Annotated in this window: 23 protein-coding genes; 17 read left to right on the forward strand and 6 right to left on the reverse strand. The window is 42.6% G+C overall.

Features of this window, described 5'->3' with window-relative positions:
• Positions 1-6 precede the first annotated feature (6 nt).
• From ACFWMP_RS11225 to ACFWMP_RS11265, 9 genes are all read left to right on the forward strand, one after another.
• Positions 7-1089, forward strand: a complete 1083-nt coding sequence (locus tag ACFWMP_RS11225; RefSeq protein WP_283908063.1) for a Gfo/Idh/MocA family protein — start codon at positions 7-9, stop codon at positions 1087-1089.
• Positions 1090-1229: 140 nt separating this feature from the next.
• Positions 1230-1934 (forward strand): response regulator transcription factor, encoded by a 705-nt coding sequence (locus ACFWMP_RS11230; RefSeq protein WP_379423732.1) that lies wholly within the window; start codon positions 1230-1232, stop codon positions 1932-1934.
• 3 nt (positions 1935-1937) lie between these two features.
• Positions 1938-3320: a sensor histidine kinase gene (locus tag ACFWMP_RS11235; protein ID WP_379423733.1), complete on the forward strand. Its 1383-nt coding sequence runs from the start codon at positions 1938-1940 to the stop codon at positions 3318-3320.
• Between the two features lie 63 nt (positions 3321-3383).
• Positions 3384-3947, forward strand: a complete 564-nt coding sequence (locus ACFWMP_RS11240; RefSeq protein ID WP_379423734.1) for a hypothetical protein — start codon at positions 3384-3386, stop codon at positions 3945-3947.
• 128 nt (positions 3948-4075) lie between these two features.
• A complete protein-coding gene (locus tag ACFWMP_RS11245; protein WP_379423735.1) occupies positions 4076-5197 on the forward strand; it encodes an FtsW/RodA/SpoVE family cell cycle protein in 1122 nt (373 codons plus the stop codon).
• 30 nt (positions 5198-5227) lie between these two features.
• On the forward strand, positions 5228-6247 hold the full coding sequence (locus ACFWMP_RS11250) for an LCP family protein (protein ID WP_042189704.1): 1020 nt from the start codon (positions 5228-5230) through the stop codon (positions 6245-6247).
• 177 nt (positions 6248-6424) lie between these two features.
• A complete protein-coding gene (locus tag ACFWMP_RS11255; protein ID WP_379423736.1) occupies positions 6425-7600 on the forward strand; it encodes an MFS transporter in 1176 nt (391 codons plus the stop codon).
• Positions 7601-7821: 221 nt separating this feature from the next.
• On the forward strand, positions 7822-10998 hold the full coding sequence (locus ACFWMP_RS11260) for a GNAT family N-acetyltransferase (RefSeq protein WP_379423737.1): 3177 nt from the start codon (positions 7822-7824) through the stop codon (positions 10996-10998).
• The gene (locus ACFWMP_RS11265) at positions 10985-11860 is read left to right on the forward strand and encodes an amidohydrolase family protein (RefSeq protein ID WP_042189698.1); all 876 of its coding nucleotides are present in this window, start codon (positions 10985-10987) and stop codon (positions 11858-11860) included. Before ACFWMP_RS11260 ends, ACFWMP_RS11265 begins: the two co-directional genes overlap by 14 nt.
• Before the next feature lie 131 nt (positions 11861-11991).
• Here ACFWMP_RS11265 and ACFWMP_RS11270 read toward each other — a convergent pair whose 3' ends face one another.
• Entirely contained in the window at positions 11992-12546 is a 555-nt protein-coding gene (locus tag ACFWMP_RS11270) for a helix-turn-helix domain-containing protein (protein ID WP_076299323.1), read from the reverse strand.
• Between the two features lie 124 nt (positions 12547-12670).
• Here ACFWMP_RS11270 and ACFWMP_RS11275 point away from each other — a divergent pair, with 124 nt between their 5' ends.
• The 3 genes from ACFWMP_RS11275 (at position 12671) to ACFWMP_RS11285 (ending at position 15643) form a co-directional block, all read left to right on the forward strand.
• Positions 12671-13252: a LysE family transporter gene (locus ACFWMP_RS11275; RefSeq protein ID WP_339242314.1), complete on the forward strand. Its 582-nt coding sequence runs from the start codon at positions 12671-12673 to the stop codon at positions 13250-13252.
• A 118-nt stretch (positions 13253-13370) separates the two neighbouring features.
• Positions 13371-14771 carry an ADP-ribosylglycohydrolase family protein gene (locus ACFWMP_RS11280; protein ID WP_379423738.1) on the forward strand — a complete coding sequence of 467 codons (1401 nt, stop codon included), beginning with the start codon at positions 13371-13373 and terminating at the stop codon, positions 14769-14771.
• A gap of 71 nt (positions 14772-14842) precedes the next feature.
• Positions 14843-15643, forward strand: coding sequence for a CAP domain-containing protein (locus ACFWMP_RS11285; protein ID WP_379423739.1), 801 nt, complete (start codon positions 14843-14845; stop codon positions 15641-15643).
• Between the two features lie 137 nt (positions 15644-15780).
• On the opposite strand, the gene ACFWMP_RS11290 is transcribed toward ACFWMP_RS11285, so the two are convergent.
• Positions 15781-16059, reverse strand: a complete 279-nt coding sequence (locus ACFWMP_RS11290; protein WP_042189690.1) for a YczF family membrane protein — start codon at positions 16057-16059, stop codon at positions 15781-15783.
• A gap of 82 nt (positions 16060-16141) precedes the next feature.
• Here ACFWMP_RS11290 and ACFWMP_RS11295 point away from each other — a divergent pair, with 82 nt between their 5' ends.
• The 5 genes from ACFWMP_RS11295 (at position 16142) to ACFWMP_RS11315 (ending at position 22092) form a co-directional block, all read left to right on the forward strand.
• Complete coding sequence (locus ACFWMP_RS11295; RefSeq protein ID WP_231573304.1) at positions 16142-17719, forward strand: spore germination protein; 1578 nt, start codon at positions 16142-16144, stop codon at positions 17717-17719.
• Positions 17709-18890, forward strand: a complete 1182-nt coding sequence (locus ACFWMP_RS11300; protein WP_081951164.1) for a Ger(x)C family spore germination protein — start codon at positions 17709-17711, stop codon at positions 18888-18890. The genes ACFWMP_RS11295 and ACFWMP_RS11300 overlap by 11 nt, the downstream gene beginning before the upstream one ends.
• A 33-nt stretch (positions 18891-18923) precedes the next feature.
• Positions 18924-20030: a GerAB/ArcD/ProY family transporter gene (locus ACFWMP_RS11305; protein WP_339242306.1), complete on the forward strand. Its 1107-nt coding sequence runs from the start codon at positions 18924-18926 to the stop codon at positions 20028-20030.
• 92 nt (positions 20031-20122) lie between these two features.
• On the forward strand, positions 20123-20548 hold the full coding sequence (locus ACFWMP_RS11310; RefSeq protein WP_042189684.1) for a MarR family winged helix-turn-helix transcriptional regulator: 426 nt from the start codon (positions 20123-20125) through the stop codon (positions 20546-20548).
• Between the two features lie 149 nt (positions 20549-20697).
• Positions 20698-22092 carry an MFS transporter gene (locus ACFWMP_RS11315; RefSeq protein ID WP_042189682.1) on the forward strand — a complete coding sequence of 465 codons (1395 nt, stop codon included), beginning with the start codon at positions 20698-20700 and terminating at the stop codon, positions 22090-22092.
• 25 nt (positions 22093-22117) lie between these two features.
• On the opposite strand, the gene ACFWMP_RS11320 is transcribed toward ACFWMP_RS11315, so the two are convergent.
• From ACFWMP_RS11320 to ACFWMP_RS11335, 4 genes are read right to left on the reverse strand one after another with little or no spacing between them, the layout of a single operon-like run.
• The gene (locus tag ACFWMP_RS11320) at positions 22118-23233 is read right to left on the reverse strand and encodes a GerAB/ArcD/ProY family transporter (RefSeq protein ID WP_379423740.1); all 1116 of its coding nucleotides are present in this window, start codon (positions 23231-23233) and stop codon (positions 22118-22120) included.
• A 23-nt stretch (positions 23234-23256) separates the two neighbouring features.
• Entirely contained in the window at positions 23257-23499 is a 243-nt protein-coding gene (locus ACFWMP_RS11325) for a hypothetical protein (RefSeq protein WP_042189679.1), read from the reverse strand.
• A 5-nt stretch (positions 23500-23504) separates the two neighbouring features.
• Entirely contained in the window at positions 23505-24671 is a 1167-nt protein-coding gene (locus ACFWMP_RS11330; RefSeq protein ID WP_379423741.1) for a Ger(x)C family spore germination protein, read from the reverse strand.
• 5 nt (positions 24672-24676) lie between these two features.
• Entirely contained in the window at positions 24677-26257 is a 1581-nt protein-coding gene (locus ACFWMP_RS11335; protein WP_379423742.1) for a spore germination protein, read from the reverse strand.
• Positions 26258-26406: the final 149 nt, after the last annotated feature.

The raw sequence follows: 26406 nt of genomic DNA on the forward strand, positions 1-26406 counted from the left end.
AATGAAATGAGTAAAGTTTTTCGCGTAGGAATTATTGGATGTGGTGGAATTGCGAACGGGAAGCATCTTCCAAGTTTGAGCAGACAAAGTAAGGTTGAGATCGTTGCTTTCTGTGACATTATTAAAGAACGTGCTGAAGAAGCGGCAGAGAAATACGGAAGTTCTGAAGCTATAGTCTATACGGATTATACTGAATTATTGAAAGATCATTCCATTGATATTATTCACGTGCTAACGCCGAATGACGCTCATGCTGAGATCTCAATTGCAGCCCTTGAAGCAGGAAAACACGTCATGTGCGAAAAACCAATGGCCAAGACGGCAGCAGATGCCAAACGAATGGTGGAAGCAGCGAAACGTACAGGCAAGAAGCTAACCATTGGATATGACAACCGCTACAGAGAAGACAGTTTGTATTTGAAAAAAGCCTGTGAGTCTGGGGAGCTTGGTCATATCTATTTTGCAAAAGCACATGCCATTAGACGGAGAGCTGTACCGACATGGGGAGTATTCCTCGATGAAGAAAAGCAAGGTGGTGGACCGCTGATTGATATCGGAACCCATGCGCTGGATCTAACGCTGTGGATGATGGATAACTATAAACCAAAAGTCGTGCTGGGCACCAAATATCACGAACTGTCTCAAAAAGAAGAGGCCGCCAACGCTTGGGGACCTTGGGACCCTAAAAAGTTCACCGTGGAGGACTCAGCCTTTGGGATGGTCGTAATGGAGAATGGCGCCACAATTATGCTGGAAGCGAGCTGGGCACTCAATTCTCTGGATGTGCATGAAGCGAAATGCAGCTTGAGCGGGACTGAAGCAGGCGCAGATATGAAGGACGGACTTAGAATTAATGGAGAGAAATTCAGCAAGCTGTACACCAATAAAATTGAGCTTGGGGCAGGCGGTGTTGCTTACTATGAAGGAAAAGCAGAAAGTGCACCTGACATCGAATTAAGAAAGTGGATCGAGGCTATTGAACAGGATAAAGACCCGGTTGTAACACCTGAACAGGCTTATGTTGTTTCGCAAATATTAGAAGCGATTTATGAATCTGCACAAACGGGTAAGGCTGTGTATTTGGATTAGATTTTTGACAAGCATAGCGATATAGAGTAATATCCACTTGTGATTTAATTACAGGGATCTGAGACAAGACTCTCTCTTTACTGGGAGAGTTTTTTTGTTTTTTTTGCATGTTTGAATACTGGGTTATAGGGGTGAAGAGCATGAACACTGTAGAACGCAATCAAGTACTTATTGTGGAAGATGACGATAATATTAGACGGTTTATAGCTATCAATTTAACGAATAATGGGTTTGTGGTTAGTGAGGCTGCTTGTGGTGAAGCAGCATTGCAGAGCTTTGAGGCGAACCGGCCAGACGTTATTGTTCTGGACATCATGTTGCCGGATTTAAATGGGTTTGAGATCTGCCGGAAGCTAAGAGAGCAGGATGCTGGGGTCATCATCATTTTTTTAACAGCACGAGGACAAGATCTGGATAAAATCAATGGCCTTGAAATGGGTGCCGACGATTACATTGTGAAACCTTTTAATCCATTAGAACTGGTGGCACGGATCAAAGCGATATTGCGTCGTACAGAAACAGCTTTAAAACCGCAAAAAACTATCCTTCAAGCTGGACCGATTCGCCTGGATTTGAACTCGAACAAGATGTTTAAGCACGATGACATTATTGAATTAACCCCGAAGGAATTCCAGTTGATGAAGACCTTTTTAGAGCATCCGGATACAGCACTATCTAGGAATGAATTAATGAACCTGGTCTGGGGTGAGGATTTTATTGGTGATCCGAAGACAGTAGATGTTCACGTGCGTAAGCTAAGAGAGAAGATTGAAGAGGATGCCTCTAACCCGCATTGGATTGAGACTGTATGGGGGCTCGGATACCGCTTTAGAAAGGATGGTTGAAGAATGGGTATTCAGAAAAGATTAGTAGGAAGCTATTTTGTAGTGATCTGTCTTACTGTGCTCATTCTTGAGATTATTCTTAATTTATCTGTACGTTATTATTATTTTCATAATATAGAGCAAACCCTGATGAATCAAGCAGAACTGTCGGCTTCTTTTTATCAGCAATATTTTAGCGATGAGGATTTAGAGGAACAATCGGATAGGTTGTTAAAGGGCTTTGCCAGCCATTCCGATGCACAGGTACAGATTATTAATGCTGAAGGTCGGCTGCTGCAGGATTCTAATGGAATCCAAGGCGATTTTACGATGACAGATAATATGGATGTGCAAGCAGCCATAAAAGGGCAGCCCGGCAGTTGGAAGGGTGAGGACCCTGTAACGGAGGAAGCTATTTTTACGGTGTCGTATCCTTTACAAGCCAAAGGTAACATCGTCGGGGAAGTGAGGTTTATTACCTCCTTAACGGAAACGATACATACAGTAAATCAAATTGCGGTTTTGCTGATCGGGGTAGGTTTGCTCGTGATTGGTATCGTCACCTTGCTTGGATTATTACTATCTTGGACCATAACCAGATCCATTAAAGATCTGAAACAGGCAGCAGACCAAATGTCTGAAGGAGATTTTAGCATAAGAGTACAAAAGCGCTATCAAGACGAGCTTGGTTCCTTGGCAGATACATTGAATATGATGGCCAGTCGAATCTCGAAAAGTGAACAGCTTAAGAATGATTTTATCGCATCCGTATCCCATGAACTGCGTACGCCATTGACCTCGATCAAAGGCTGGGTAATCACCTTGAAGGCGGGTGGGGAGAGTAACCAGGCTCTGTTTCATGATGGGCTAGATATCATTGAATCTGAAAGTGACAGGTTAACTCATATGGTGGATGAATTATTGGATTTCTCCAAATTGGATAACGGAAGAATCGCAATTCACCTCACAACTGTGGATCTAACAGAGCTGTTGCAGCATATTGGCAGACAACTCACCCCTAGAGCAACCAGACAAGGCATCTTGCTCGAAGTGAAAATAGAAGAGAATCTGCCTGTCATTCAAGCTGACGAGAATCGTGTGAAGCAAGTCATGATTAATCTCATTGATAATTCGCTCAAATTTACTAGCTCCTCTGGTCGAATTCTTATTACTGCCCATACGGTTCCAGGGAAAGTTGTAATTACGGTTGAGGATACTGGGTCAGGCATCGCAGAAGCGGATTTAGAGAATGTGCGGCGAAAATTCTACAAAGGGGATCAACAGGCGTCAGGCAGCGGTTTGGGACTGTCCATCTCGGAACAGATTATTACGTTGCATCATGGCGAGCTGCGTATAAGCAGTACTTTAGGTAAGGGGACGATTGTCCAATTTGACTTGCCGATATAAATAGAGCTCAAATTTAACTATTTCATAACCACTTTCATCTCTTTCACAGATAAAATACTATATATGCGGACAAGCGAGGAGTCGATGATCCAAATGCCGAGCAAATTCATAAAGATAGGTGCTATGTTAACAACGATACTTTTGCTCGGAGGATGCGGAGTGCCGGCGACACCAGGAGAGCTGATTAAGCCTCCATCATCAGAAGCAAGCCTGCAGCGAGACAAAACGAGCCAGGAATTTATCAAATGGCTTCCCGACAAAGCTCAATTGATAACTCCGTTGGATGGACAAGAGGATAATGCTATCTCCTTTGGGGATATGGATGGAGACGGAATCGATGAAGCGGTAGTTGTATATGAGTACAGCAAAAACAAAGGTTCTTCTATAAAAGCAATGCTGCTTAGGCAGGAAAATGAAGCGTGGCAAAAGATTTCGGAGGTTGAGGGGTTTGGGTATGGCTTGGATTATGCCGAATTCTATGATGTCGATGATGATGGCCATAACGAGCTCGCGCTGGGCTGGTCATTGGGCGAGGCAGGGAACGGGCTGGATATTTATACGCTGAGTGAAGATAAATTAAAGCTGTTATCGAAGAAGGCGTATCAGGACAAATTTGATCTGAGATAATCATACCACTTTATAATCCGCTGCACTTCAGCTTCATCTTGAAACAAGATGTATTAGTGCTCAGGCGGATTATTTATGATGCTCATTTTACAACAAGAAAAATACAGAAATTAAATAGAGGTTGTATCATGTTTCTCACCACCAAAATTGCAAAGCTGGACAGATCCGTACTGTTTCTCGTAACATGCCTAGTTGGTATTGGTACTGTTGCTATTTATGGCGCGACTACGGATACACGGTTAGATGGTCTTTACATCAGTTCGTTGTATTTATTTGCTTTATTTTGCATACCCATGTTATTCATCGCATTGGTAGATTATAAGATTCTATTAGGTTGGTTAGCATATCTCTTTTATAGCGTGGGTATTGGTCTACTTGTGCTAGTTAAGCTGGTTGGGGAGAACCTCAATGGTGCCGTGCGTTGGTTAAGTATTGGAAGCTTTCAGCTCCAGCCCTCCGAGCTGGCTAAAATATGTACGGTGCTGCTCATTGCTTATCTATTGGGTAAACGAGAAGGACAGCAGCTTCGCTTTTTTCAAGATTTAGTGCCGGTTTGTTTCGTTTTTTTAATTCCTTTTATTTTGATCATGGATCAACCCGATTTGGGTACAGCGCTCGTTTTTGCGGGCATATTGCTTAGTATGCTTTGGATAGGTAACATCCGTGCTCTATATATGATCTTGATCCTCGGTGTGGTGATTATTTCGATTGGCACGATATTATGGCTCTATTATGCCAACTTCGACTTGTTATCCAAGATTGTCGAGCCCCATCAATTGTCACGAATTCAGGCTTTTTTGGACCCGCAGAGTGATCCCGATAAATCTTGGCATGTCAAAAACGCAATGATAGCCATTGGCTCCGGTGGATTATCGGGTAGTGAAGGTATTTTTTTGCGAAAAGGATATATTCCATACGCGTATTCCGATTCGATCTATGTAGTCATCGGTGCAAAATACGGTTTTATAGGTTCATCCATTTTGCTGATGCTATATTTATTGCTCGTCTATCGAATGATCTTTATCGCACTCGAAAGCAGGGACCGTGCAGGGGCATATGTTGTCACCGGGTTTATCGCCATGATTATCTTTCAAGTTTCTGTTAACCTTGGAATGCATCTTGGATTGCTGCCCCTGACGGGGATATCCTTGCCGTTTATTAGTTATGGAGGTAGCTCGTTACTTACTAATATGATTGCGATTGGCATAGTGCTAAGTGTGAAAGTCCATAAGGATGAAAGCACGGATTGAAAAAGCTACTGGAACTGAGTGGAGGGAATTATGACTAACAAACGCAAGTGGACAACAACTCGTAAAATTCTGACGAGCATTGGACTTGTCTTAGGCGCAACGATTATCGGAATTGGAGTATATGCAGGGTATTTATACAAAAAGACGGATAACGCGATAGAGCGCATGGCTGCTCCAGTCAACGTCCAGCCAACCGCTGCCCCAGAGGAAAAAAAGGCGACGGTATCGGTTGAACCTATGATTTTTCTGCTTGCCGGGGTAGATAGTCGGGACGGTGGTGGTGGGGTAATGAATACCGATGTGCTAATGCTTGTCAGCTTCAATCCTGACACGAAGTCGACGAGTTTCTTATCTATACCGAGGGATTTGTTGCTAAAACCTAAATCGTTGCCCTCTCGCAAAGCTAATTATTATTATGCTTACCATTACATAAAAGATAAAACTGAAGCTATCCCTAATACAAAAGAGTTTTTCAGCAATTTACTAGGTCTGCCAATTGATCACATGGTTGTGGTGAATTTTGATGTGCTGAAGGAGACGGTGGACTTGCTTGGCGGGCTAACCATTGATGTCGATATGGATATGAAATATATCGATTCGGCAGATGGAACGAACATCAACTTAAAGAAGGGCTTGCAGAAGCTGGATGGCAAACATGTGCTTGATTTTGTGCGTTACCGCAAATCGAATCAAGGAACGGCTGAATCCTCCGATTTTCAGCGCAATGATCGACAGCAGCAAGTAATTAAGCAGATTCTGGATAAGCTAGGGAATTTCCAAGGCGTGTCCCAATGGGGGAATGTATTGGACATCATCGGTGAAAATGTGAAGACAGATATTCCACAAGCGGATCTCCAGCAATGGTTGTTGAACTTCCCCAAACTCAAACCAGATCATATCAATTCCTTACATGTGGAATCTCTTTGGAAGAGTCCATACGTGTATGTGAATAAAGAGGATCTTAAACAAGCACTTACTACTCTGAGTACGGAAGCGGGTGTTAGCTCCGAAAGCTCATTGCACTTGGAGAATATTGGGACGGTAGATTAAAAGGCTATCACTTAAACTGCTCTTAGGAGCAGTTTTTTTGTGTTCAACTAATAATCCCGATAACCAGTAAAGTAATCCGCCAACGGGTAGAGGCCTGACTTCCAAGCATAGTACCATGAACACAGCGATTATGAATCGTACATTGTTTTGGTTTACTTGAGAGGAGAAGGGAATTTCATGAAATACAGATTGGGTATTATGTTTCTAATTGTACTGACAGGGATGATATCGATAGCTGCATTTAATCCGATTATTGGCCCGCTTGCTCGAAATTTGGGACTTAGTGATTTTCAATCAGGATGTTTGGTATCGGTAGCGGGACTTTGCTGGCTGCTCGGAGGATATTTCTGGGAAAAACAAACGTTCATGAGCCGAAAATGGCTGCTTGCTTCGATCATGTTCGTCTATATGGCAACACTAGTCATTTTTGCACTGCTGGCTGATTATGCAGTACATGCTGCGAGCAAAACTAGCCTGTTTTGGAGTTTCTTTATACTTCGCGCAATCGCCGGTTTTTTCTTTGGAGGTATTCCAGCATTAGCACAAGCTTATGTTATGGGCTGGAGTACAAAAGAGACCCGTACTCAGGGAATGGCATTATTCGGTGCAGCCAATGGACTTGGCTTCGTAGTAGGACCTGCAATGAGCGGAGGAATGGCTTCGCTGGGACTCACCTCACCAATGTACGCCGCAGCCATATTATTATTCACCTTGGCTATTATATTTCTAGTGTTTATTCCTAAAGAAAAGAATATCGAGATCGAACGGCAGGCGATTTCACCTTCACCCAACGACAAACGGATACGCCTCTATTTATGGATTGGACTATTGCTATCGTTTGCTCTGAATATCGTGCAGGTTACTATCGGATTTTTTGTGCAAGACAGCCTTGGATACAGTACCCAGCAAGCCACACAGCTAATTGGAACAGGTCTGGCTATCTCGGGAATAATGGTGGTGCTCTCGCAAATTGTGATCAGCAAATATCTCAAATGGCATCCTAAAAAGGTGCTGCTCGTAGGGCTATTATTTGTGGCTTTGGGTCTGCTAGGCTTGTTATTGTTTATCAGATTTGCTTATGTGGACTTTACATTCTTGGGAATTGGCATCGGCTTTACATTGCTTGGCTACAGTGCGGGTGCTTCAATGGCGGTTCAAGACCATGAGCAAAGAAGTGTTGCTTCCTTTATTGCGGCCCTGCAAGGTGGCGGATCATTCATAGGTCCAGTTATAGGCACAGCTTTATACACCGCTAATATGGCACTTCCTTATTCTTTCTGCGTGTTGTTGATTGGTATTGTAGGTATCGCGAATTTGAAAAACAGATCAGCGGATCGTGTGGAGAGTTGTTAAATAGAAATGCTGCTCATAGAGTAGATTCTAAGCTGTCGAGGGAGTCTCGACAGCTTTTTTAGTCTGCAGATTTCTGCTGGCAGTGGCTTTATGTAGAAAATAAGGAGAAAGAGTTTTTTACCTCGTAACAGCCTTCCAATTAATAGTATAATAAGAACTCGTAGGAGTTATTTGAATAAAGTTGCATACATACTCTATTTGAGGAAGAAGGAGCTGAGAACATGACTGTTAAGACTACAGCGGAACAAATCCGCATTATAGAATATGATCCTTCTTACGCTAAGGCGGTTGCAGAAATGTGGAACCGTAGCAACGAAAGCTGGGGTGGAGGCACCAATCAGAGAACAGAGGATACAGTACGCCGCGAGATGGAAATCTCGTCCAACCTGAATGTGTTTCTCGCCGTTGATGGTGAGGAAGTGGTCGGCTTCTGCAGTTTTGCCCATTACCGTCAAGACGAAGGAGCTTTGTATGTTCCGCTGTTGAATGTACGACCTGATTATCACGGATACAAGGTAGGTCGTAATCTGATTTTGAACGCTGTTCGCACAACAATTGAAGCGGGCTGGCCACGTCTTGATCTGTTTACTTGGGCAGGCAATACGAAGGCCGTACCGATGTATAAGAAATGTGGATTCTTTTGGGAAAAAAATGAGGATTACGTTCATCTGATGAACTTTATTCCGACGGTTCTGCAAACGGAAGCACTCGCTTCTTATTTTGAACAGCTGGATTGGTATGCAGATAGTACCCGTGAACTGCCTATTCAGCCGGATGGCCGCCGGGAGCGTGGTTTTGATTTCTTCGATTACACTTGGCAAAAGGGAGAACTCTCCTTACGTGCAGAATTCGAGAAGACCGGTCGCGGCCTGACGGCTCTTGATACACCTGACTATGAAATCTCCACGGAGATTGACGATCACGATCTTGTATTCGGTTCCACCTACAAGATTCGCTATCACATCAAGAATCGTTCGGCGTCTGATCTGGCTATTGAGATCAAAGGCCAAAATGACAAAAATATTCGTTTTGTCTTGTCTGCTGCACCAACACTCGCGCCAGGAGAAACACTTATCGTAGAAGGTGAGTTCGAGCTTGATCCGATTCGTGAAGAGCAAAACGACAAGAAGACTCACCCCGTGGTTATGAGCAAATGGATCATCGGTGGCAAGCGCGCTGAGTTCCGCATAGGTGTTGCTCCTAAATTCCCGCTGAAAATGATGATGGAGTTGCCAAAGCGTGAGCTGTATCCGGGTCTTCCCGCTGAGCTATATTTGAATGTTGAGAATAATTTTGCAGCGGAAGCGGAATTTTCTTTTGATTTGCCTGAGGAAGAATTTTTGACGTGGGCGGATCGGACAGTAAGCTTCTCGGTTCCAGCTAAAAGTAAGGCTTCCATCCGAGTCCCCTTTACCCTAAATTCATATGGCCTTTATTCACGGGATATTGAGGTGACGGCCGTTCCGGCTGGAGAGAAGGCAGTGTCCTTCATCAGCAAATTATCTGTGCTAATGAAAGGAACACATGGCCGCTTTGGTGGGGAAAACGGGGATCAGTGGGTGGCTGTAAACGGCGCCTATTCCGTACATCTTAATAATAACGACAATGGGATGTGGATTGAATATCCCGGATCGAGCCATAATTTCTGGTTAACCCATCCGAAGTTAGGTAAACCATTCGCCGAAGAATTCTCGAAGAAACAGGCTAAAGAAGTAAAGATCTATTCCGAAGGAGAGGGCCAAGTTCTAGAGACCCTTTATGAATCGGATGAATTCCCGGGTCTGGAGATAAAAAGAGTGGCTAAGCTCTTTGCAAACGGAATCGCTGAGTTTTATAGCGAGGTACGCAATACTAGTAACCAAACGTTGGAAGAGGATATGTATCTGCTAACGAATTTCGGATTTTTTGGCAAACGGCTCATCCTGCCTTATCAGGGGCATTACGTAGATATGGGCGATGCTTATTCGGGAGATCCGAGTTATTGGGACAGCGCTCAAATTACGGAAAATTGGTTGTTTAGCAAGGAAGAAAATGTCACATGCGGCGTTTGCTGGGACCCTTCGCTGAAGCTGCTTCGTCCGGAGTATCCACTTGGACTGGAGCATAATCTTGGTCAAATCTCTGCTGGAGATGTCGTACGAACAAAGACGCTGGTGTTCGCTTTAAACACCTTCCTGAAGTGGTCGGATTTCCGCACCTTTGCACGGAAGCAGCTGGATCCGATCACACCGGTGTTGGATGATCATCTTGAATTAACGCTCGGCGGTGGAAATCCGTTTGCGGCGGGGGCGCTTCATGCGGAGTTCATCGAACGAAAGATGACTCCGCTTAATGGAAGCCTCGAGTTATATGTACAAACGGATAGAGGAGAGGAGCAGAAAGTCGCTCAGATGGATCTGCAAAGAGAGCAGAATCTGCACTCCGCGGGCTTTGAGCTCTCGCCTGAGGAAGCGGAATCTTCTTCAGAACACAGCCAATCAGGACAGAAGGTTCGAGTCGTCTATCGTGGAGAGGATCGTATTCAAGAGCGAGCAGGCCTCTGGTTCCCTCAAACGGAAACAGCAGCCGTTGTCTGTGGCATAAAAGAGGGACCAGCGGGTCCTATTTACACTGTGAGCAACGGAGTACTTTCTATTGCAGCTGCTCCTGATTTCGGCAGTGTTGTGCATTCCCTGAAGCACCATGGAGAAGAATGGCTGGATAGCTCCTACCCGGAAGCAGCACCACGTTCCTGGTGGAATCCTTGGCATGGTGGACTCGGTGTAGGTATTTCAGGCATAGGTGGATTTAGTCGTTTGGAGGAGCCAAGAAGCGCAGCTTGGACCGAGCAAATGGATGTTCAGGGCAATGTATGGAAAGGATTACGTATCACTACTTCGATCGAGAAGCAGGAAAAGAACCGAGGGATTGTTGTTAATCAGCATTACCTTATGCTCCAAGGCGTCCCTGTGCTCTGTGTGTTGCATTCGGTGACCAATGACAGCGGAATGACCCTGCCGAATTATTCGTTGTCGGAGGAGAATTATATCAAACCTTCGCCAGTCTATGCCGAAGGATGGATGGAATTCTCCAAGGAGGGCAAGTTCTTATTAGGAACGGTTGAAACCTATCTTGAGGCCAAGGGACTATTGCGAATTGGGGCATCTTCGCGTAAGGATATGCTGCATATGGTGAGCAGTCACCCGAATCAGAGTGCCTCGGCGTATGTGAACAATAAGGTATTTAATCACGGGGTGCATCATCATCTTCCGCTTCTCAATGGAGAAACCGTTTGGACACAGCCGTCCTTCCTGATCATGGGAGAACTCGCTCTGAATTCAGAGGATGTCCGCAGTCTTTTGAAGCTGACCTTTGCTAGACCTACTGACGAAAAGGAGATCTTAAATGCCGATCATTGATATTCACATTCATCTGTCGGACATCGACAGCTTTCATCAAACAGCACTGGATCTCTCTAAGGTTGATTACACTGCTGCCGGGCTCAAAGCGGAGTTTGATAAGAACGACGTTATTCTGGGCATTGGAATGGGGGTATCGGAGCAGACGAAGGGAGCTTTCCCTGACTCTACTTCCCCTAATCCGATGGGCCTTGACTTGGAAGACACTGTGCCGCCTTTCTTAATGGAATGCGTGGGGATCAATCCGAATATGCTCGGAGGCAAGGATGCTCAGGAGGAGCTCGACCGAATTGAGGCACGGCTGCAAGCGCCCGAGGTGGCTGGTATTAAGCTCTACGCCGGGTACTATCATCATTACGTTTATGACAAAATCTATTCACCGATCTATGAGTTGGCAGCCAAGTACGGCACGCCTGTCGTCATTCATACCGGTGATACGTACTCGATGAATGGATTGCTTAAGTATGCACATCCTCTTACGGTGGACGAATTAGCATTCCAACGACGTGATGTGAATTTTATGATTTGCCATCTTGGCGATCCGTGGGTGATGGATGCCGCCGAAGTGGTGGCCAAAAATCCAAACGTCTATGCCGATTTGTCCGGTCTTGTAGTCGGTGATCGGCCTCATTTTGAACGGTTCATGAATGAACCTCTGTTCATGGATCATTTTCGCCGGGCGCTGGTGTATTCCGACCACTATGAGAAAATGTTGTTCGGCACGGATTGGCCACTTGCTCCTATTGACCTGTATGCGGAATTTGTCCGTCGACTTGTACCTGAGCAGCACCACGAAAAAGTATTTTACGAGAATGCCTTCGCCTTATTTCCACGCATCCAGCAGCGGATTGCGGCGCTCTAAGCATTACGAACAAGCCATCCTTTAGTTCTTTCTAAAGGATGGCTTGTTTTTTGTAAAAGGATATTAACTCATCTAGCAACCCTATCATAGAGAACGTAGTCCCAAGGCTCAAGTGCCTTGGGATTTTTTTGCTAAGAGGGGTAGTATAAAATCATGCTTAACCGGGTTATTGTTTGTCCTGGATTATGATATACATGGGGTTTGTCTGCGAGGAATGTGATAGAATCACCTGATTTCAAGAGGTATTCATTGTTATTGACACGGAAAGACAATTCTCCGTCAAACACGGTGATTAATTCTTCGGTACCTTCCATATGAGAATTGGCATCAAGGTATCCACCCTTGTCTATCTCCACGGTATAACCTTCAAACCGTTTACTTTCTTCAAATGGAAAAGATAGATACACTCGATATTTTCCGTTATCTTCAAGCAGTGGCTGAATGTCACTTCTTAAGATTACTCTTGTGTCAGGCTTTGGGTAATCTATCAGCGCAGAAAATGAAATTTTTAAGCCATTGGCGATTTTCCAAAGGGTTGTAATGGTTGGTGTCGATTCGCCTCTTTCGATTTGACCAATCATTGTTTTGCTGACTCCTGTTAATTCCGCAACCTTTTCCAGGCTTAACTCTTTACTTTTTCTTATCTTTTTTATATTTTCCGCAATAATTAGATTTATTTCTTCCACTGTAATTACTCCTGTCTCCATTTACTTTATAACGATCGTGATATACAATAAAACGCACAAATGTACGTTATAACGTCTGATGAATACATTATAGCATACAAGCTGGAAGGGGAGATATAATTTAGTGTTTGTTTCTTTGTTTTTATATGCATTTGTTGCAAGTTTTACTCCGGGACCCAATAATATTATGGCAATGGGTTTTGCAAACCAAGTTGGGCTGAAAAAATCAATGAAATTTTGTTTAGGAGTAGGTACAGGATTTTTTATAATCATATTGTTATGTTCCTACTTTAATCTACTTTTGAATAATCTTCTTCCACAAATTAAATCTATTATGGCTGTAATAGGCGGAGTCTACATGCTGTATTTAGCATTTAAAATGATTACAAGTAAACAACCAGAAAGTGATGCAGCTGGAGATAAACACAATAGCTTTATTGCGGGAATGCTTTTACAATTTATCAATCCGAAAGGGATATTATATGGGATCACAGTTACATCAACATTTATCCTTACCTCTCCTTCTTCCTCTTTTAGATTATTGAGTTATTCTTTAATTCTTGCTTTCATCGGTTATATGGGCACTTTTTGTTGGTGTTTGTGTGGTTCTCTTTTCAAAAAAATGATATCTAAATATAGAAGTCAATTTAATGTACTGATGGGACTGTTGTTAGTGTATTGTGCAGTTTCGATAGTGTTGGGATGAAGGATTATTAAGGGAAAATCAATATTCGACCAATACTTTTTTATCTAGTTATCTTTTCCTTCTAAAGCTTATGATATTGATGTATTGTGGATAGATACGAGGACAAAGGAGATGCAATATGCTACCATCACTCACATTTCTTAAACTTCAATTGGAAGGCGTTCTGCGTAATAAATTCGAGCAGGGGCATCAAACCTCCGGTTATTTAGCTAAGTTGGAAAAGCTCCCAGCAAGCTATGATGCCTATCTAGAATTCGCTCATAGCTTGGCTGTCATTCCAATGAGGGACAACTGGCCTTACTATGAGCCGAACGATTTAGATGAGATATGGCGGGAATGTGATCCGGCTCGACCTCTAGGTCAGGTCGGGATTTTGAATCTGAAGGATAGCTCCAAGCGTGTAGAAGCAGGTTTCCTCGCTTCAGTCTGTGGCTCAATGCTGGGCAAACCGATAGAGGTAAATCCCAACTTGTCGGAATTACGTCAAGCCTTAACTTCTGTAGGGGAATGGCCACTGAATGATTACATTTCTGAAGAAATTCTCCATGCGCTGGATCGTCGACATTGGTCTTGGTTTGAGACGACACGAGGGCGAATTCGTTATGTAGCACCTGATGATGATATCAATTACACATTAATGGGAATGATGGTGCTAGAACAATTCGGTGATGGTTTTACGAAAAGAAATTTAAGGGATTTATGGTTAAATCACCTTCCGATAAGTACAACTTGGGGGCCGGAAAGGGCTATTTTGATGCGATCAGGGATTAGCTATTTGGAACATGATAAGGAGCTATTCAATCATTCTGAAATAGAGGCTTGGCCTGATTTTATGGTGCAGGGTACGGAACTATGCGGTGCGGCGATTCGTGCAGATGCTTACGGATATGCCTGTCCTGGTCAACCTGCTCTGGCTGCCGAGCTAGCTTGGCGGGATGCAAGCTTTACTCATCGTCGGACCGGCATTTACGCCACGATGTTCATTGCTGCTGCGATTGCTGTTGCTCACGTGCAGCGCGATCCCATTGAAATAATCAATACGGCTCTGCAATTCGTACCTAAAAGAAGCCGATTCTACGAGATTACTAAAGATTGCCTTGAGATGGTAGCGAATGCAGATGACTGGCTGGAAGCGTATCAGAGCATTAACCATAAGTATGCGAATTATTGTCATTGTGATGTTTATCAGGAAATAGGCACCTTAATTAATACCCTGCGATTTGCAGACAATGTTGGTGATGGAATATGCAAGCAGGTGATGCAAGGCAACGATACGGATAGCTTTGGAGCAACGGCTGGCTCTCTGCTTGGGGTTTATTTCGGTCCTGATGGCTTAGAATCAAGGTGGCTTAAACCTTTTCAAGATCGGATTCATACGGGGCTTTCTAATTTTCATGAGCAAAGTCTTTCTTGTTTAGCGGAACGGATGGGGCGTTTACCAGAGCTGCTGCAAACCGGACGATTTCAAGTTCAGCCTAGTGAGCTCTACGTGAGCAAGAATACGGATCTCGATACATAATAAGTTTACAAAGAATCCACAGCAACGAATGTTGCTGTGGATTCTTTTGCTTTTTATTTTTTGAATTAGCGATGAATAATTCAATCGTGCTTTACAAAAACTTTATTCGATTAAGTCACAACTTTGCCAAATCAGGAGGGGTCGTTATTAAACCATTTATCGTAATAGTAGCGCTATTGCTCGTTACAGCTTGTTCGGGTAATCAATCGGCCAACAACCAAATGACTACTCAACAAACGAAGGTTGGACATCATGCTGGCAAAACAGCTACAACAACAACCTTAACTCAAGCGTCTTCTATTTCCACAGAGAATGCTGGTAAATCAACGATTAAGGCTAAACAAGTACCCGGCGATGTAACGAAATGGCTGGATGGGTTTATCCGCACTACTCCACCTACAGGTGGTACAACAGGGGATCAAACCACTTATCCGCAAACATCCGCTAAGCCACAGTATTCTGCTAATCCACAATATTCTGCTAATCCGCAAACCTCCACCAATGCATCGGCATCTGTGCAGAAAGTATTGGAACTGGTAAACAAAGAAAGAACAAACGCAGGCTTGAAACCCCTTAGTTTGAATAGTGAGCTGTCGAAAATGGCTTTGGCTAAAGCGCAGGATATGTCCGACAACAATTATTTTGACCATCAGTCACCAACCTACGGATCTCCGTTCGACATGATGAAGGCATTTGGGATCTCCTATAATACAGCAGGGGAAAATATCGCCAAAGGCCAGTCGAGCCCGGAAGAAGTAATGAATCAATGGATGAATAGCCCTGGTCACCGTGCCAACATCCTGAATAGTTCCTTTACTGAAATTGGAATAGGTTACTATAACAGCGAGTGGGTTCAAGAATTTATTGGTTAGTGTGATCAGCAATCTAAACGTCACATACTAAAAGCTAATTTTTAAACCCCATGTCATTAGACATGGGGTTTATTTTTATAAAGGAGGGTAGTTAATTTCACAGATGGCTGGAAGATCGAAATCGAAGTAGATGATTACTATTTCGTCTGGGTCTTGTCGACATGCTCGGATGGTTGACCTTGCGATGATGGAGATTGCTGTGGTAGCCATTTTTGTACCAGTGGCCACATTAAATAAGTTATTGTGCCTACAATCAAGAAATTAAAGATAATGAGTTCTGAGGTACTCATGACGCGAAAAGAAGCCATTAGATTACGAAATGTTTCTTGTATGCTAAAGAGTGAAATGAAGTCAAGCAGAAAGGTCAGTGCTATTACTAAGATTAATAAGAGTATAGTTACGACGAATATTTTCATACCACTTCCCTGCTTTCATTGTTAATCTTCCAATAATATTTGCTGTTAATGGGTAGAATAATCACGCAAAGAGCAGCAAATAATGGAGAGAAAGGTGAAGGGCATGGCAAAGGATGGCAATGCAAGTGGCAAAAGTGCTGGAAGCAATCCACAATGGACCGTCCCTTCAATTCCGATTGATTCAACAGAATTAAGAGTCAATTTAGAGCAGATTCGACAAAAGACAGGGAATAGTGGAGATATAATTATTCGTGAATTTACGATAGGGGGCTCGGAGGAGGAGCTTCAAGCCGCAATTATTTATGTGGATGGCATTGTTAACAATACAACCATTAATCAATTTGTCATGGAAGTCTTGCTGAACGTCATGCTGAGTAATGAACAAAGGACATTAAATGATCTGGTTCAAGTAATCACAGATAAAATTGTTCCAATCGGTGGTCTGAAGACACTTGTTCAATGGGATGAACTCTATGATGCTTTGTTGTGGGGGCAGACCATTTTATTAATTGATGGATCGAAAGAAGCCCTAGCGATTGCTACATCGGGCGGTGAAGTCCGCGCCATAGATGAGCCTGGTACAGATACTTCTATTCGAGGATCTCGTGAAGGGTTTGTTGAAAGCCTAACGACAAATATTTCGATGGTTCGGCGTCGCATAAGAAATCCTAATTTATGGCTGGAATCGATGACATTAGGTCAAGTTACACATACCAGGATAGGGATCATGTACATAAATGGGATCGCGGATGATAGCATTGTTGAAGAGGCGAAGCGACGTCTCCGCAAGATCAAATTGGATAGCATTCTGGAATCAGGATATATTGAGAAAATGATAGAAGATCAGAGTTTTACTCCGTTTCCAACGGTCCTACCTACAGAACGCCCAGATACCGTTGCTGCTAATCTTTTAGAAGGAAAAATTGCAATTATGGTGGATGGAACCCCTTTTATGCTAATCATCCCAGCCGTTTTTAATCAATTCTTTCAAATTACAGAGGATTCTTATCATCGGTATGATATCAGTGTTGCATTGCGGCTGTTACGCATCGTAATGTTTATCATTTCGATGATTGGACCTTCTTTCTATATTGCAGCAACAACCTTTCACCAAGAAATGATACCAACGCAGTTAGTGATTTCGCTTGTTTCACAGCTAGAAGCAACGCCATTTACCGCGTTTGTTGAGGCGCTATTAATGGAGGTTATTTTTGAAATTCTGCGTGAAGCGGGTGTTCGTATGCCAAAAGCAATTGGATCAGCAGTATCCATCGTTGGAGCACTTGTCATTGGGCAGGCAGCTGTACAAGCAGGTTTAGTGTCAACAGCAATGGTTATTGTTGTTTCACTTACAGCTATCTCTAGTCTAGCGACACCTGTTTTCTCGATTGCTGTATCCGCGAGATTGTTACGTTTTCTCCTCATGATCAGTGCAGCAACGTTCGGTTTCTTTGGAATGATTCTTACCTTGATTATGATCATTGCACATATGTGTAGTTTACGTTCATTTGGTGTACCTTACATGGCTCCTTATAGTCCAATGATGCATGTAAAGAATAGTCAGATTCATGCACCTTTACCGATTTGGATGAGACATTTGGTTCCCAAATTGATGAAGAAGCCTACAACAGAGCAAGTGGGTGATCAAGATGGGACGTAGAATGGCACGGCTTTGTTTGTCGATAGTTATGATTGCTCTTCTTACGGGTTGCTGGGATAGTCGAGAGTTAACGGATATCGGTTTTGTGGTTGCGATGGCGATTGATAAAGGAGAAAAAAAGAACATTAGGGTTACGGTTCAGATCGTGAATCCAATAAATGTCTCAAGTTCACAAGGAGGAGGTAGCCCAATGCCTTTACCTCCAACCACATATTCAGCAGAAGGAAATAATGTATTTGATGCTACTCGCGTTCTCTCACAAAAACTTTCTAGGCAATTGCATTATGGTCATGCGATAGTTCTCTTGGTAGGTGAAGATTTAGCTACAACACAAGGGATAAAGAAGCTTTTTGACGGCATTGAGCGGGATAGTGAGTTTCGTCCTTCCGCTACAATGGTTATCGCGAGGGGAACGACGGGAGAAGAAATCATTAAACAACGAACGAGTCTCGATAATTCACCGGCCATTAAAATTAAGAAAATGGTAGCTGAAACCGAGAAAGCCTTTGGTGAAAATATTGATGAGAAAATATACCAAGTCATTCAAGCCATCGTCTCATCTGGTAAAGAACCTACGATTACTGGCATTCAACTCGATTCTACAAATAAAGAAGATAAATTAATGGCTAATGGGATTGCTACTTTTAAAGATGGAAAATTAATGAGGTGGTTAGACGGAAATGAAAGCCGTGGATTCTTATGGGTGTTAGGCAGAGTTAATTCGACATTGTTAACCATGGATTGGAATGGTCAGCCACATACAATCGGGATCGAGAATATACGAACCAAATCATCATTTCATTCAAGCTTTGATAAATCCGGTAAACCAATTATTGAGGTGAAGATTGGTGCGGATGCAAATATTGGTGAGGTTGATGTCCCAATTGATGTAACTAACCCGAGATTGTTTTTGCAAATTGAGCGCCTGTACATGCAAGCCGTTCATGATGAAGCGGTAGCCACGATTAAATTAATGCAACAGCAAAAGTCGGACATTTTTGGATTTGGAGAAGTGGTGCATCGTGATCACCCTAAGCAATGGAGAACGTTAAAGCGGGATTGGAACGATGTGACCTTTCCCACGATTGAGGTAAAAGTGAAAGTGGAGGCTTATTTGCGTAATACTGGGTTGCGTAATAGAACCATAATGGAAAGTATCGATAATAGCTGATAAATGAATTGTTCATAGAGAGAAGGAGTGACATTGGAAAAAGCAAAGATCAGTCCCCGTCAATTGCTTATCCTTGTATTGATGTTTGAAATCGTGAGCGCGATTATCTCCGGATTTGGTGCGGAAGCCAAGCAAGATGCATGGATCACCGCAATCCTCGGAATGCTCGGGGGAATTTGTTTATTTCTAATCTATCATCGATTGTCTTTATTTTATCCGGATCTTCCGCTCACGGAATATGCGAAAAAAATATTAGGGCCCGTTGTGGGTCGTATCGTCGCCTTGTTATATGTTGTCTATTTCTTGTTTAATGGGAGTTTTGTAGTCCGTGAATTCGCCTCAATGGCTGTATCCTTTGTTTTTACACAGACTCCCTTTCTCGTTATTATTGCTTTGATGCTACTTTCGGTTATGTATGTCATTGGAAAAGGTATTGAGGTGTTGTCGAGGACAGCAGAGCTCTTTTTTTCTGTGTTACTTCTTGTTACTGTCACCGGTCTAAGCTCGATCCTTACGTCTGGGAATGTAAATCTTCAAAATTTAAGACCTGTACTCGAAGAGGGATGGTTAACCGTGCTGAAGCAATCGATTCCAAGTACCGTTGTATTTCCTTTTGGAGAGATTATAGTGTTCTTGATGTTGTTTCCCTATGTGAATAAACCGCAACAAGTGAAGAAAACAGTGATTACAGGATTATTGATCAGCGGATCTTTTATCGCGTTTGTTACGATGCTAAATGTGTCTGTCCTCGGTGCGGATCTATTTACAAGAACACAATACCCATTGCTGACAACCTCGGAGTTGATTGAGGGAAGAGCTTTACTAGAACGATTGGATGTATTGTTTCTCGTCACAGCTATTGTCGGTGGTTTTTTCCGGATCGGCATTTATTTATATGCGACACTAATCGGTGCGGCAACATTGTTCGGTATTCCCTCCTATCGTAAATTAATGATCCCCGTGACTATGGTCATGTTTATTTGTTCCATTGCGATGGCAGGAAACTATGTAGAATTTATCTATACAGGATTACGTGTCGTCCGGTTCTATGTCCAGATTCCGATGCTGTTTATCATTCCACTAATACTTCTAGTGATGGGCTGGTTTCAAGAGAAGAAGAAGCTGAAATCTGCGAAATAAGGAGCTTATATTCTAGAGTTGCATTTATTAGCCTTTACAATTATACTCGTCATAGCAACTATGATCATATCAATTATCTGGAGGCTATACCATTGGAATTAGAAAAATACATAGGCGTAATTGTACACCGGGCAGATTTGAAGCTGAATAACTATTATCAAAAAGTGGTAAATCCCTTTGATATTACGGTGGACCAATGGGAGATCCTCGTTATTCTTTGGGAGAGTGAAGGGATTACTCAAAAGGATATTGCTGAAAGACTATATAAAGATCAGACGAACATTGCGCGTATGCTCTTCAAGCTTGAAAAGAAAGGCTTTGTTCATCGTGTAACCCATGAGACGGATAGAAGATCTTTACGTGTTTATCTAACCTCTAAAGGGCGTGAAATAAAAGATGAGATTCTTGCTCCCTCTCTTGAAGCGTATAGAAAGACCATTGAAGGGTTAACTGAGGAAGAGGTTGAAACCTTTAGAAGGCTACTTTCTGTCATTCATAATAATGTAAAGGATTTATAGTAGATTTTGTTTGTAAAAGAATAGATCGTCTCAACCCAATTAGTTGCTATGACTATTATCGTCAAGACCATTTGTTTTGAATCGTTTGTTTATTATCCAATACTTGCTATGGCAACTAATGCTTCGACAATTATAAGGAGGATTCAAAGATGAGAATAAGCAATAATAAAATCGGGATTTTTGATGCCCAGTACAGAGCGTTGACTATCGGTATTATTCTGGCAGTCACAACAGTAGCATTTGAAGGATTGGGGGTTACGACGATTGCACCAAAGGTGGCGCAAAGTTTGAATGCGATCCATTATTATGGTTGGATTTTTAGTGCATTTCTTTTATCCCAAATCATTGGCACAATGGTCATTGGACAGCAGATTGATAAGAATGGTGTATATAAATCATTTGTAGTTTCTATTCTAATCTTTGTTACGGGTATCATCATTGCAGCAACTTCCTTCAATATTTACATGTTGATCGGCGGAAGAGCTTTTCAAGGTTTCGGAGCAGGTGCACTTTTAACTTGTGTATACTCCAGCATTACTTTAAGTTACCCTGACAGTCTAAGAACAAAAATACTTGCAGCTTTCTCTAGTGCTTATATTCTTCCAGCATTAATTGGTCCTTATATCGCAGGGTTTTTAGCCGAAAATCTTTCGTGGAAGTTTGTGTTCTGGCTTGTTCTGCCGTTCATTGTTCTATCTGTATGCTTAACGCTCCCATTATTTCGTAAGTTACAAGCTGAAAATAATAATGCTTCATCGACGAAAAGAGGGACGTATAAAGAAATATACGCAATTTTATTAACATTAGGAACAGGGCTGCTATTAGCAGGATTAGGATTTTTACCTTCTTGGAAGGGGATTGTGATTTCAATTGCAGGGGGCTTTATTATGATTCAACCTTTACGGAAACTGCTGCCAGAGGGTGCTTTAGTAGTTAAAAAAGGTTTGTCGGCAACCATTGTTACTAGAGGGCTGTTTGTTGCATGCTACTATGCTGTTGAAACCTACGTTGTTCTAGCTCTAACAAATGTTAAAGGGTTATCGGCAGATGTTGCGGGCTTAATCGTTGCTGCTGGGGCTATAAGTTGGTCAATAGCAGCGTGGCTGCAATCCAAGCTTGATGAACAAGACCATGGGAGGGGCCGTAGACAACGGGTGATGATTGGCGTTGCATTTATGATTGTCGGAGTTGCACTGGTCATAACCGTGATAGGCATTTCAGGTAATGGAATCGTGCTCGCAGTGTTCTCACAAATACTTACCGGTTTTGGAATAGGGCTGGCACATCCAACCACGGGAGCCATTGCACTACAGCATGCCGAAGATGGCGATGCAGGTTCAATTTCAGCGAATATTCAATTTATTGATGCGTTTAGTCCTGCACTTAGCATCGGATTAGGCGGTGCCCTAATTACCGTTAGTGAATCCTTTGGATGGGGCGTAATGACAGGAATTCTCTTGGCCTTATCGATCCAGCTTTTTTTCGTAATTTTAAGCTTTTTAGCTACTTTCCGAATTGCGAAGAAGGCAAGCTTAGGCAGATAATATATAACTGTAATCTAAAATTGGATCAGAACTGTTGATTCTTATGCTTTTTCATGTGGAATCGAATAAAAGTGACCAACAGAATCAGAAGAAAAGGCAGGATGTATGCCAAATTAGTGATCAACGGCCAAGTAGTGTTTACGATTTCTGTGAGCTCAGATTCTTGTGTGTAAGTCGTTACTGACAGCAGAAGGCAAATAAAAGCAAGCGGGAAGACAATCAGTCTTTCATTTTCCAATCTGAGAAGCTCCTTCATGACTTTAATAAGAATAAGCAGCAGGATTGAAGCCTTGAAATAAAAGCCAATAATTAATGAAAAACCGATCACGGACTCGACCCGTTCTATAGTTTCCTGAAAATAAATTAACCTCGCCAACTGGTACAATGAATATTTTAAGCTTCCGGACAGGGGTCCCAGTACCATAATACTGCTAATGACAGAAGCAATTAACGTCAGAGCATTTATAAGGAGTGCCAGATACATTTGTTTTCCTAGCTTTGATTTATCTTCTTTATGCACAAACGGTAAAATTATTGAAAAAACGATTAGCTCGGAATAGGGAAAACCATAGACTACATATGCAGCACTCAGGATAGGTCTAACTCCATCAGGCATGATGGGCAGCAGGTATTCGGGATGATACAAACCTGCTACAAGAATCCAGACCAAGATAATAAATCCGAACATTAGAGACATTAAGACTGCGGCCATACGGGCAATTACTTCGATGCCAGCGAGCGCTGTCATGGCAATCGTTATAAAAAACATCGTATTTACCGCATAAGTAGGCGTTTCTTTTAACATCGTACTTTTGAAAAAGGTACCGATCTCAATGACAATTCCTGCGACATTCCAAAACAAAACACATGTGAAAGGAAGTAATAGAACGAGAGTCAGCCCATTTCCAAGCACAGCGCGGCTTTGTTCCACAAGTGATAGCTCTGGAGCTCGTCTATTTAAATATAGAATACCGGATAGCAGAAGCATTCCTGTGGCCGAGGCAATGATGAGAGAAATCCAGGCTCCATTGCCAGCAAAGTTAGTTAGTGAAGCAGGGACGATGACGATTGAAGAGCCTGTCATAAAGAAGAGAAACAGCATGGACATTTGGATAGAGCTAACACGTTCTTGCTTATTCATACGTTCCTCCTCTTTCTATACACTTATGAAATAGCCGGGTTGATCCAATGGACGATGTGTTCAGCTGGACCCGTAAGTAGATTGAAGAGCGAGTCCAAATTAGGCCATGGCTTTGCTGCTATGAAGATAAACCCGAGATAAAGAACCGGCAGCAGAAGGACTCCATAGACCACTCGATCACGAACGGAGGCCTGTCTAAACTTTGGGAGGTCATGGGCTAGCATAGCGGAAGCTAATAGCAGTACACAGATAATTTGTCCCAGCATAGCTACTACTCCTTTGTCCCGAATATTGTACCTGAGTTCATACCAGTGCTTAACACTTTGACTTCAACATTGATATCGAATTCAGTCTGAGCAATCTTTTCCTTCCATACCGGCTCTAATTGTTTCCACTGTTGCGGATTTCTTTGATAGATCTGATTACCAATTCCAAGTGCATCTACTTTTTTTGTTTTAAAAAAATCGGTAGTATGTTTCACCTGCTGTTCTATCTGAGCTACAATTCGCTGTTCAAATTGTTTCATGTCTTTAGATGTTTTTAAATGTGAACAGCGTAATTCTCCGATTGTACCTTCAATTGCAATTTTTACACCGACGGAAACAGAACCATTGTTCACAGTTGGAGTAAGTTTACTGTTGAAGGTGAGCACTTCAAGAGATTCCTTTTTTCGCAGCGCATTTTCGGTCTCATTGGTGCAAGGGAATTCTAAGGCTCCATAGATATATCTGTCCATCAGCATCATGAACGCCTCAGTATCTTTCTCCTTCAGAAGTTCTACCATTTTCCCGTCTTGTATTAGCGCTAGTCCTGATATTATTGCTTTATTATCTACACTGGTCTTATGCAGGTAAGGTAGAACAGAAGTGTTGGAGGGACTGCACATTTGAATAGCCAGCTCATAGAGAGGGATTTTGGAAGTTTTTGCGGCATAAAGAGCACCACTCGTCTCCATTCTCTTATACTGTTGACCAATGGTTTGTTCAATAAACGGACTTACATCTAAAAAAGGCGCCGCCGCTTGTTCAGCAATGAGGGGAAGAACGGTACCACGTGGCTCTTGATCCCTAGAGAAAAAATCAAGCACTTCCCTTATGTTCACGTTTCTAGCTAATTGTTCACCGATTAAAATGACACGCATATGATCCCATTTGGCTTTGCGGCCGAATTTTGCAGGGATCTCTCGTATGGCTTCAAAAAAGGTCTCTCCACTCGTTGAAATATTAATCCCCTTGGAAGCTGGATTCCCTGACTGCCCCATTTCAATTTTGGTGGAAGGATTATAGAAATGAGTCGTTATCATAAAACGGTCATCTTCACCTTGGTCAATGGCTACTGCTTGTACATACCCATACTCGTCAAGTTCTTTATTATCCCAGCATCCGCTAGTTAGGCTGAGAACAAGAAGGCAGATTAGCATGGTAGTAAGTCGTTTCACTATATCTACTTCCTTCCTGAAGTCTTTTTATATAAATGACGACTACGAGGTGAATGAAGCAGTAGCTTTCTCGGCAGAACGAAAATTGAAAAACGTACTTTTTTAAGGTCAAGTGGAGCCAACGAGTCTAAATTCGGCTCGCCTAATGAACGCAAGGTAGTCAGATGAAGATAAATCAGTATAAAACCAACCATGATCCCAAGCCCTCCGAACGTTGCCGCAAGAATCATTAATGGAAACCGCAAGATCCGTAGTGCAATGGCCATATTGTATTGAGGGAGCGCAAAAGAGGCAATCCCCGTTAAGGCGACGACAATAACCATAACCGGAGAGGCAATTTGCGATTGTATAGCTGCTTGTCCTATGACCAATGCACCAACGATGCTGACGGCTGACCCGATCGGTCTAGGCAAGCGTATGCCCGCCTCTCTTAATAGCTCAAAGAAAAATTCCATGATTAATGCCTCGATCAAGGCAGGAAAGGGAATGCCTTCGCGCGTGTTAAGAATGGCAAGTAGCAAAACAGTGGGAATTAGTTCGGAATGGAAATTAGATAACGCAATATAGGTGCTAGGCAATAACAGCGCGATAATGAAGGCAGCCACTCTAATCAACCGTATTAAAGATGAAAAAATGGTTCGGTAGTAATAATCCTCGCTATTCGTAAAAAATTCCATGAAATTTCCAGGACATATCAATATGGAAGGACTTCCGTTTACCATAGCAATAATTTTCCCGTCAAGTAGAGCGGTTATAGCTGTATCTGGTCGTTCTGTGTAGCGGACTTGTGGAAAGGGAGAGTAGAGAGAATCCCCGATCCACTCTTCGAGATAGGATACGTCAATAATCTCTTCCTTTTCGATATCAGCTATGCGTTGCTTGAACTGTTGTAATGTTTCTGGTTTCACTACTCCATCCAGGTAACCAAAGGACAACGTTCTTTGAACCTGCTTACCGGAAGTGAAGAATTCAAACTTAAGATTAGTAGTCTTTAATAAGCTACGAATAACACCAATATTACGCTCCAAGCTTTCTATAAAGCTGATGTGTGGGCCCTGTACGGTTGGCTCAGTAATAGGCTCAGAGGTTTGACGCTGCTCAACATCAAGGGCATAATATGCGACTGCTTTCTGCCAGCCATCAAAGAGAATTACAACCTTTCCGTCAAGAATTCCCTTAACGGCCTGATTGATATTGTCCATCAATTCAAGGAGTGGGGAAGTAACCCCATTTTGTTCAAAGAAAGAGATGACATCTTTAACATTTACATCTGAGGTGGGACCTAGCTCATGCGGAACTAGATTTTGCAAAGTATCTTTAAAATGATTTGTAGGGTCAGACTTGGTAAGTGTATTGAAGTAGATTGCCAAGGCTTGATAGCTAAGATCAGGGCCATAATTCCAAGGGATAATCTTTAGATCTGAACAATTGGCAAAACAATCGCTAATCATCTGCAAATTGTCCTCGAGAGATTCAGAGATGGCATGGGACAAAGGATCCTTGTTTGAAAGCTCATTTTTGGTTTCTGTTTGTGGATGCAGCTTAGGATTTGCCGGAGGTATCTTGGGGCTGAAAAATTTCCGCATGCAGTTCTCCTTAATAAATTAGATGTTAAGTGATTTTTATCTTCTCCCTGATTTAGGAATTTATTCTAGGTAGGTGTGTGCTTTAATCTGAATGCAAATTTAGATTGATCAGATTGCTTTTTCACTAATGGAGCTTGATTCTCATATCC

Source organism: Paenibacillus sp. NPDC058367 (assembly GCF_042723305.1).
GTDB lineage: Bacteria > Bacillota > Bacilli > Paenibacillales > Paenibacillaceae > Paenibacillus_AQ.

Coding starts and splice junctions, on each gene's coding strand:
- ACFWMP_RS11315 (WP_042189682.1), top strand. CDS start 20,698: ATGAGAATAAGCAATAATAAAATCGGGATTTTTGATGCCCAGTACAGA.
- ACFWMP_RS11245 (WP_379423735.1), top strand. CDS start 4,076: ATGTTTCTCACCACCAAAATTGCAAAGCTGGACAGATCCGTACTGTTT.
- ACFWMP_RS11235 (WP_379423733.1), top strand. CDS start 1,938: ATGGGTATTCAGAAAAGATTAGTAGGAAGCTATTTTGTAGTGATCTGT.
- ACFWMP_RS11240 (WP_379423734.1), top strand. CDS start 3,384: ATGCGGACAAGCGAGGAGTCGATGATCCAAATGCCGAGCAAATTCATA.
- ACFWMP_RS11325 (WP_042189679.1), bottom strand. CDS start 23,499: ATGCTGGGACAAATTATCTGTGTACTGCTATTAGCTTCCGCTATGCTA.
- ACFWMP_RS11295 (WP_231573304.1), top strand. CDS start 16,142: ATGGAGAGAAAGGTGAAGGGCATGGCAAAGGATGGCAATGCAAGTGGC.
- ACFWMP_RS11250 (WP_042189704.1), top strand. CDS start 5,228: ATGACTAACAAACGCAAGTGGACAACAACTCGTAAAATTCTGACGAGC.
- ACFWMP_RS11290 (WP_042189690.1), bottom strand. CDS start 16,059: ATGAAAATATTCGTCGTAACTATACTCTTATTAATCTTAGTAATAGCA.
- ACFWMP_RS11260 (WP_379423737.1), top strand. CDS start 7,822: ATGACTGTTAAGACTACAGCGGAACAAATCCGCATTATAGAATATGAT.
- ACFWMP_RS11265 (WP_042189698.1), top strand. CDS start 10,985: ATGCCGATCATTGATATTCACATTCATCTGTCGGACATCGACAGCTTT.
- ACFWMP_RS11285 (WP_379423739.1), top strand. CDS start 14,843: ATGAATAATTCAATCGTGCTTTACAAAAACTTTATTCGATTAAGTCAC.
- ACFWMP_RS11255 (WP_379423736.1), top strand. CDS start 6,425: ATGAAATACAGATTGGGTATTATGTTTCTAATTGTACTGACAGGGATG.
- ACFWMP_RS11320 (WP_379423740.1), bottom strand. CDS start 23,233: ATGAATAAGCAAGAACGTGTTAGCTCTATCCAAATGTCCATGCTGTTT.
- ACFWMP_RS11300 (WP_081951164.1), top strand. CDS start 17,709: ATGGGACGTAGAATGGCACGGCTTTGTTTGTCGATAGTTATGATTGCT.
- ACFWMP_RS11230 (WP_379423732.1), top strand. CDS start 1,230: ATGAACACTGTAGAACGCAATCAAGTACTTATTGTGGAAGATGACGAT.
- ACFWMP_RS11280 (WP_379423738.1), top strand. CDS start 13,371: ATGCTACCATCACTCACATTTCTTAAACTTCAATTGGAAGGCGTTCTG.
- ACFWMP_RS11335 (WP_379423742.1), bottom strand. CDS start 26,257: ATGCGGAAATTTTTCAGCCCCAAGATACCTCCGGCAAATCCTAAGCTG.
- ACFWMP_RS11225 (WP_283908063.1), top strand. CDS start 7: ATGAGTAAAGTTTTTCGCGTAGGAATTATTGGATGTGGTGGAATTGCG.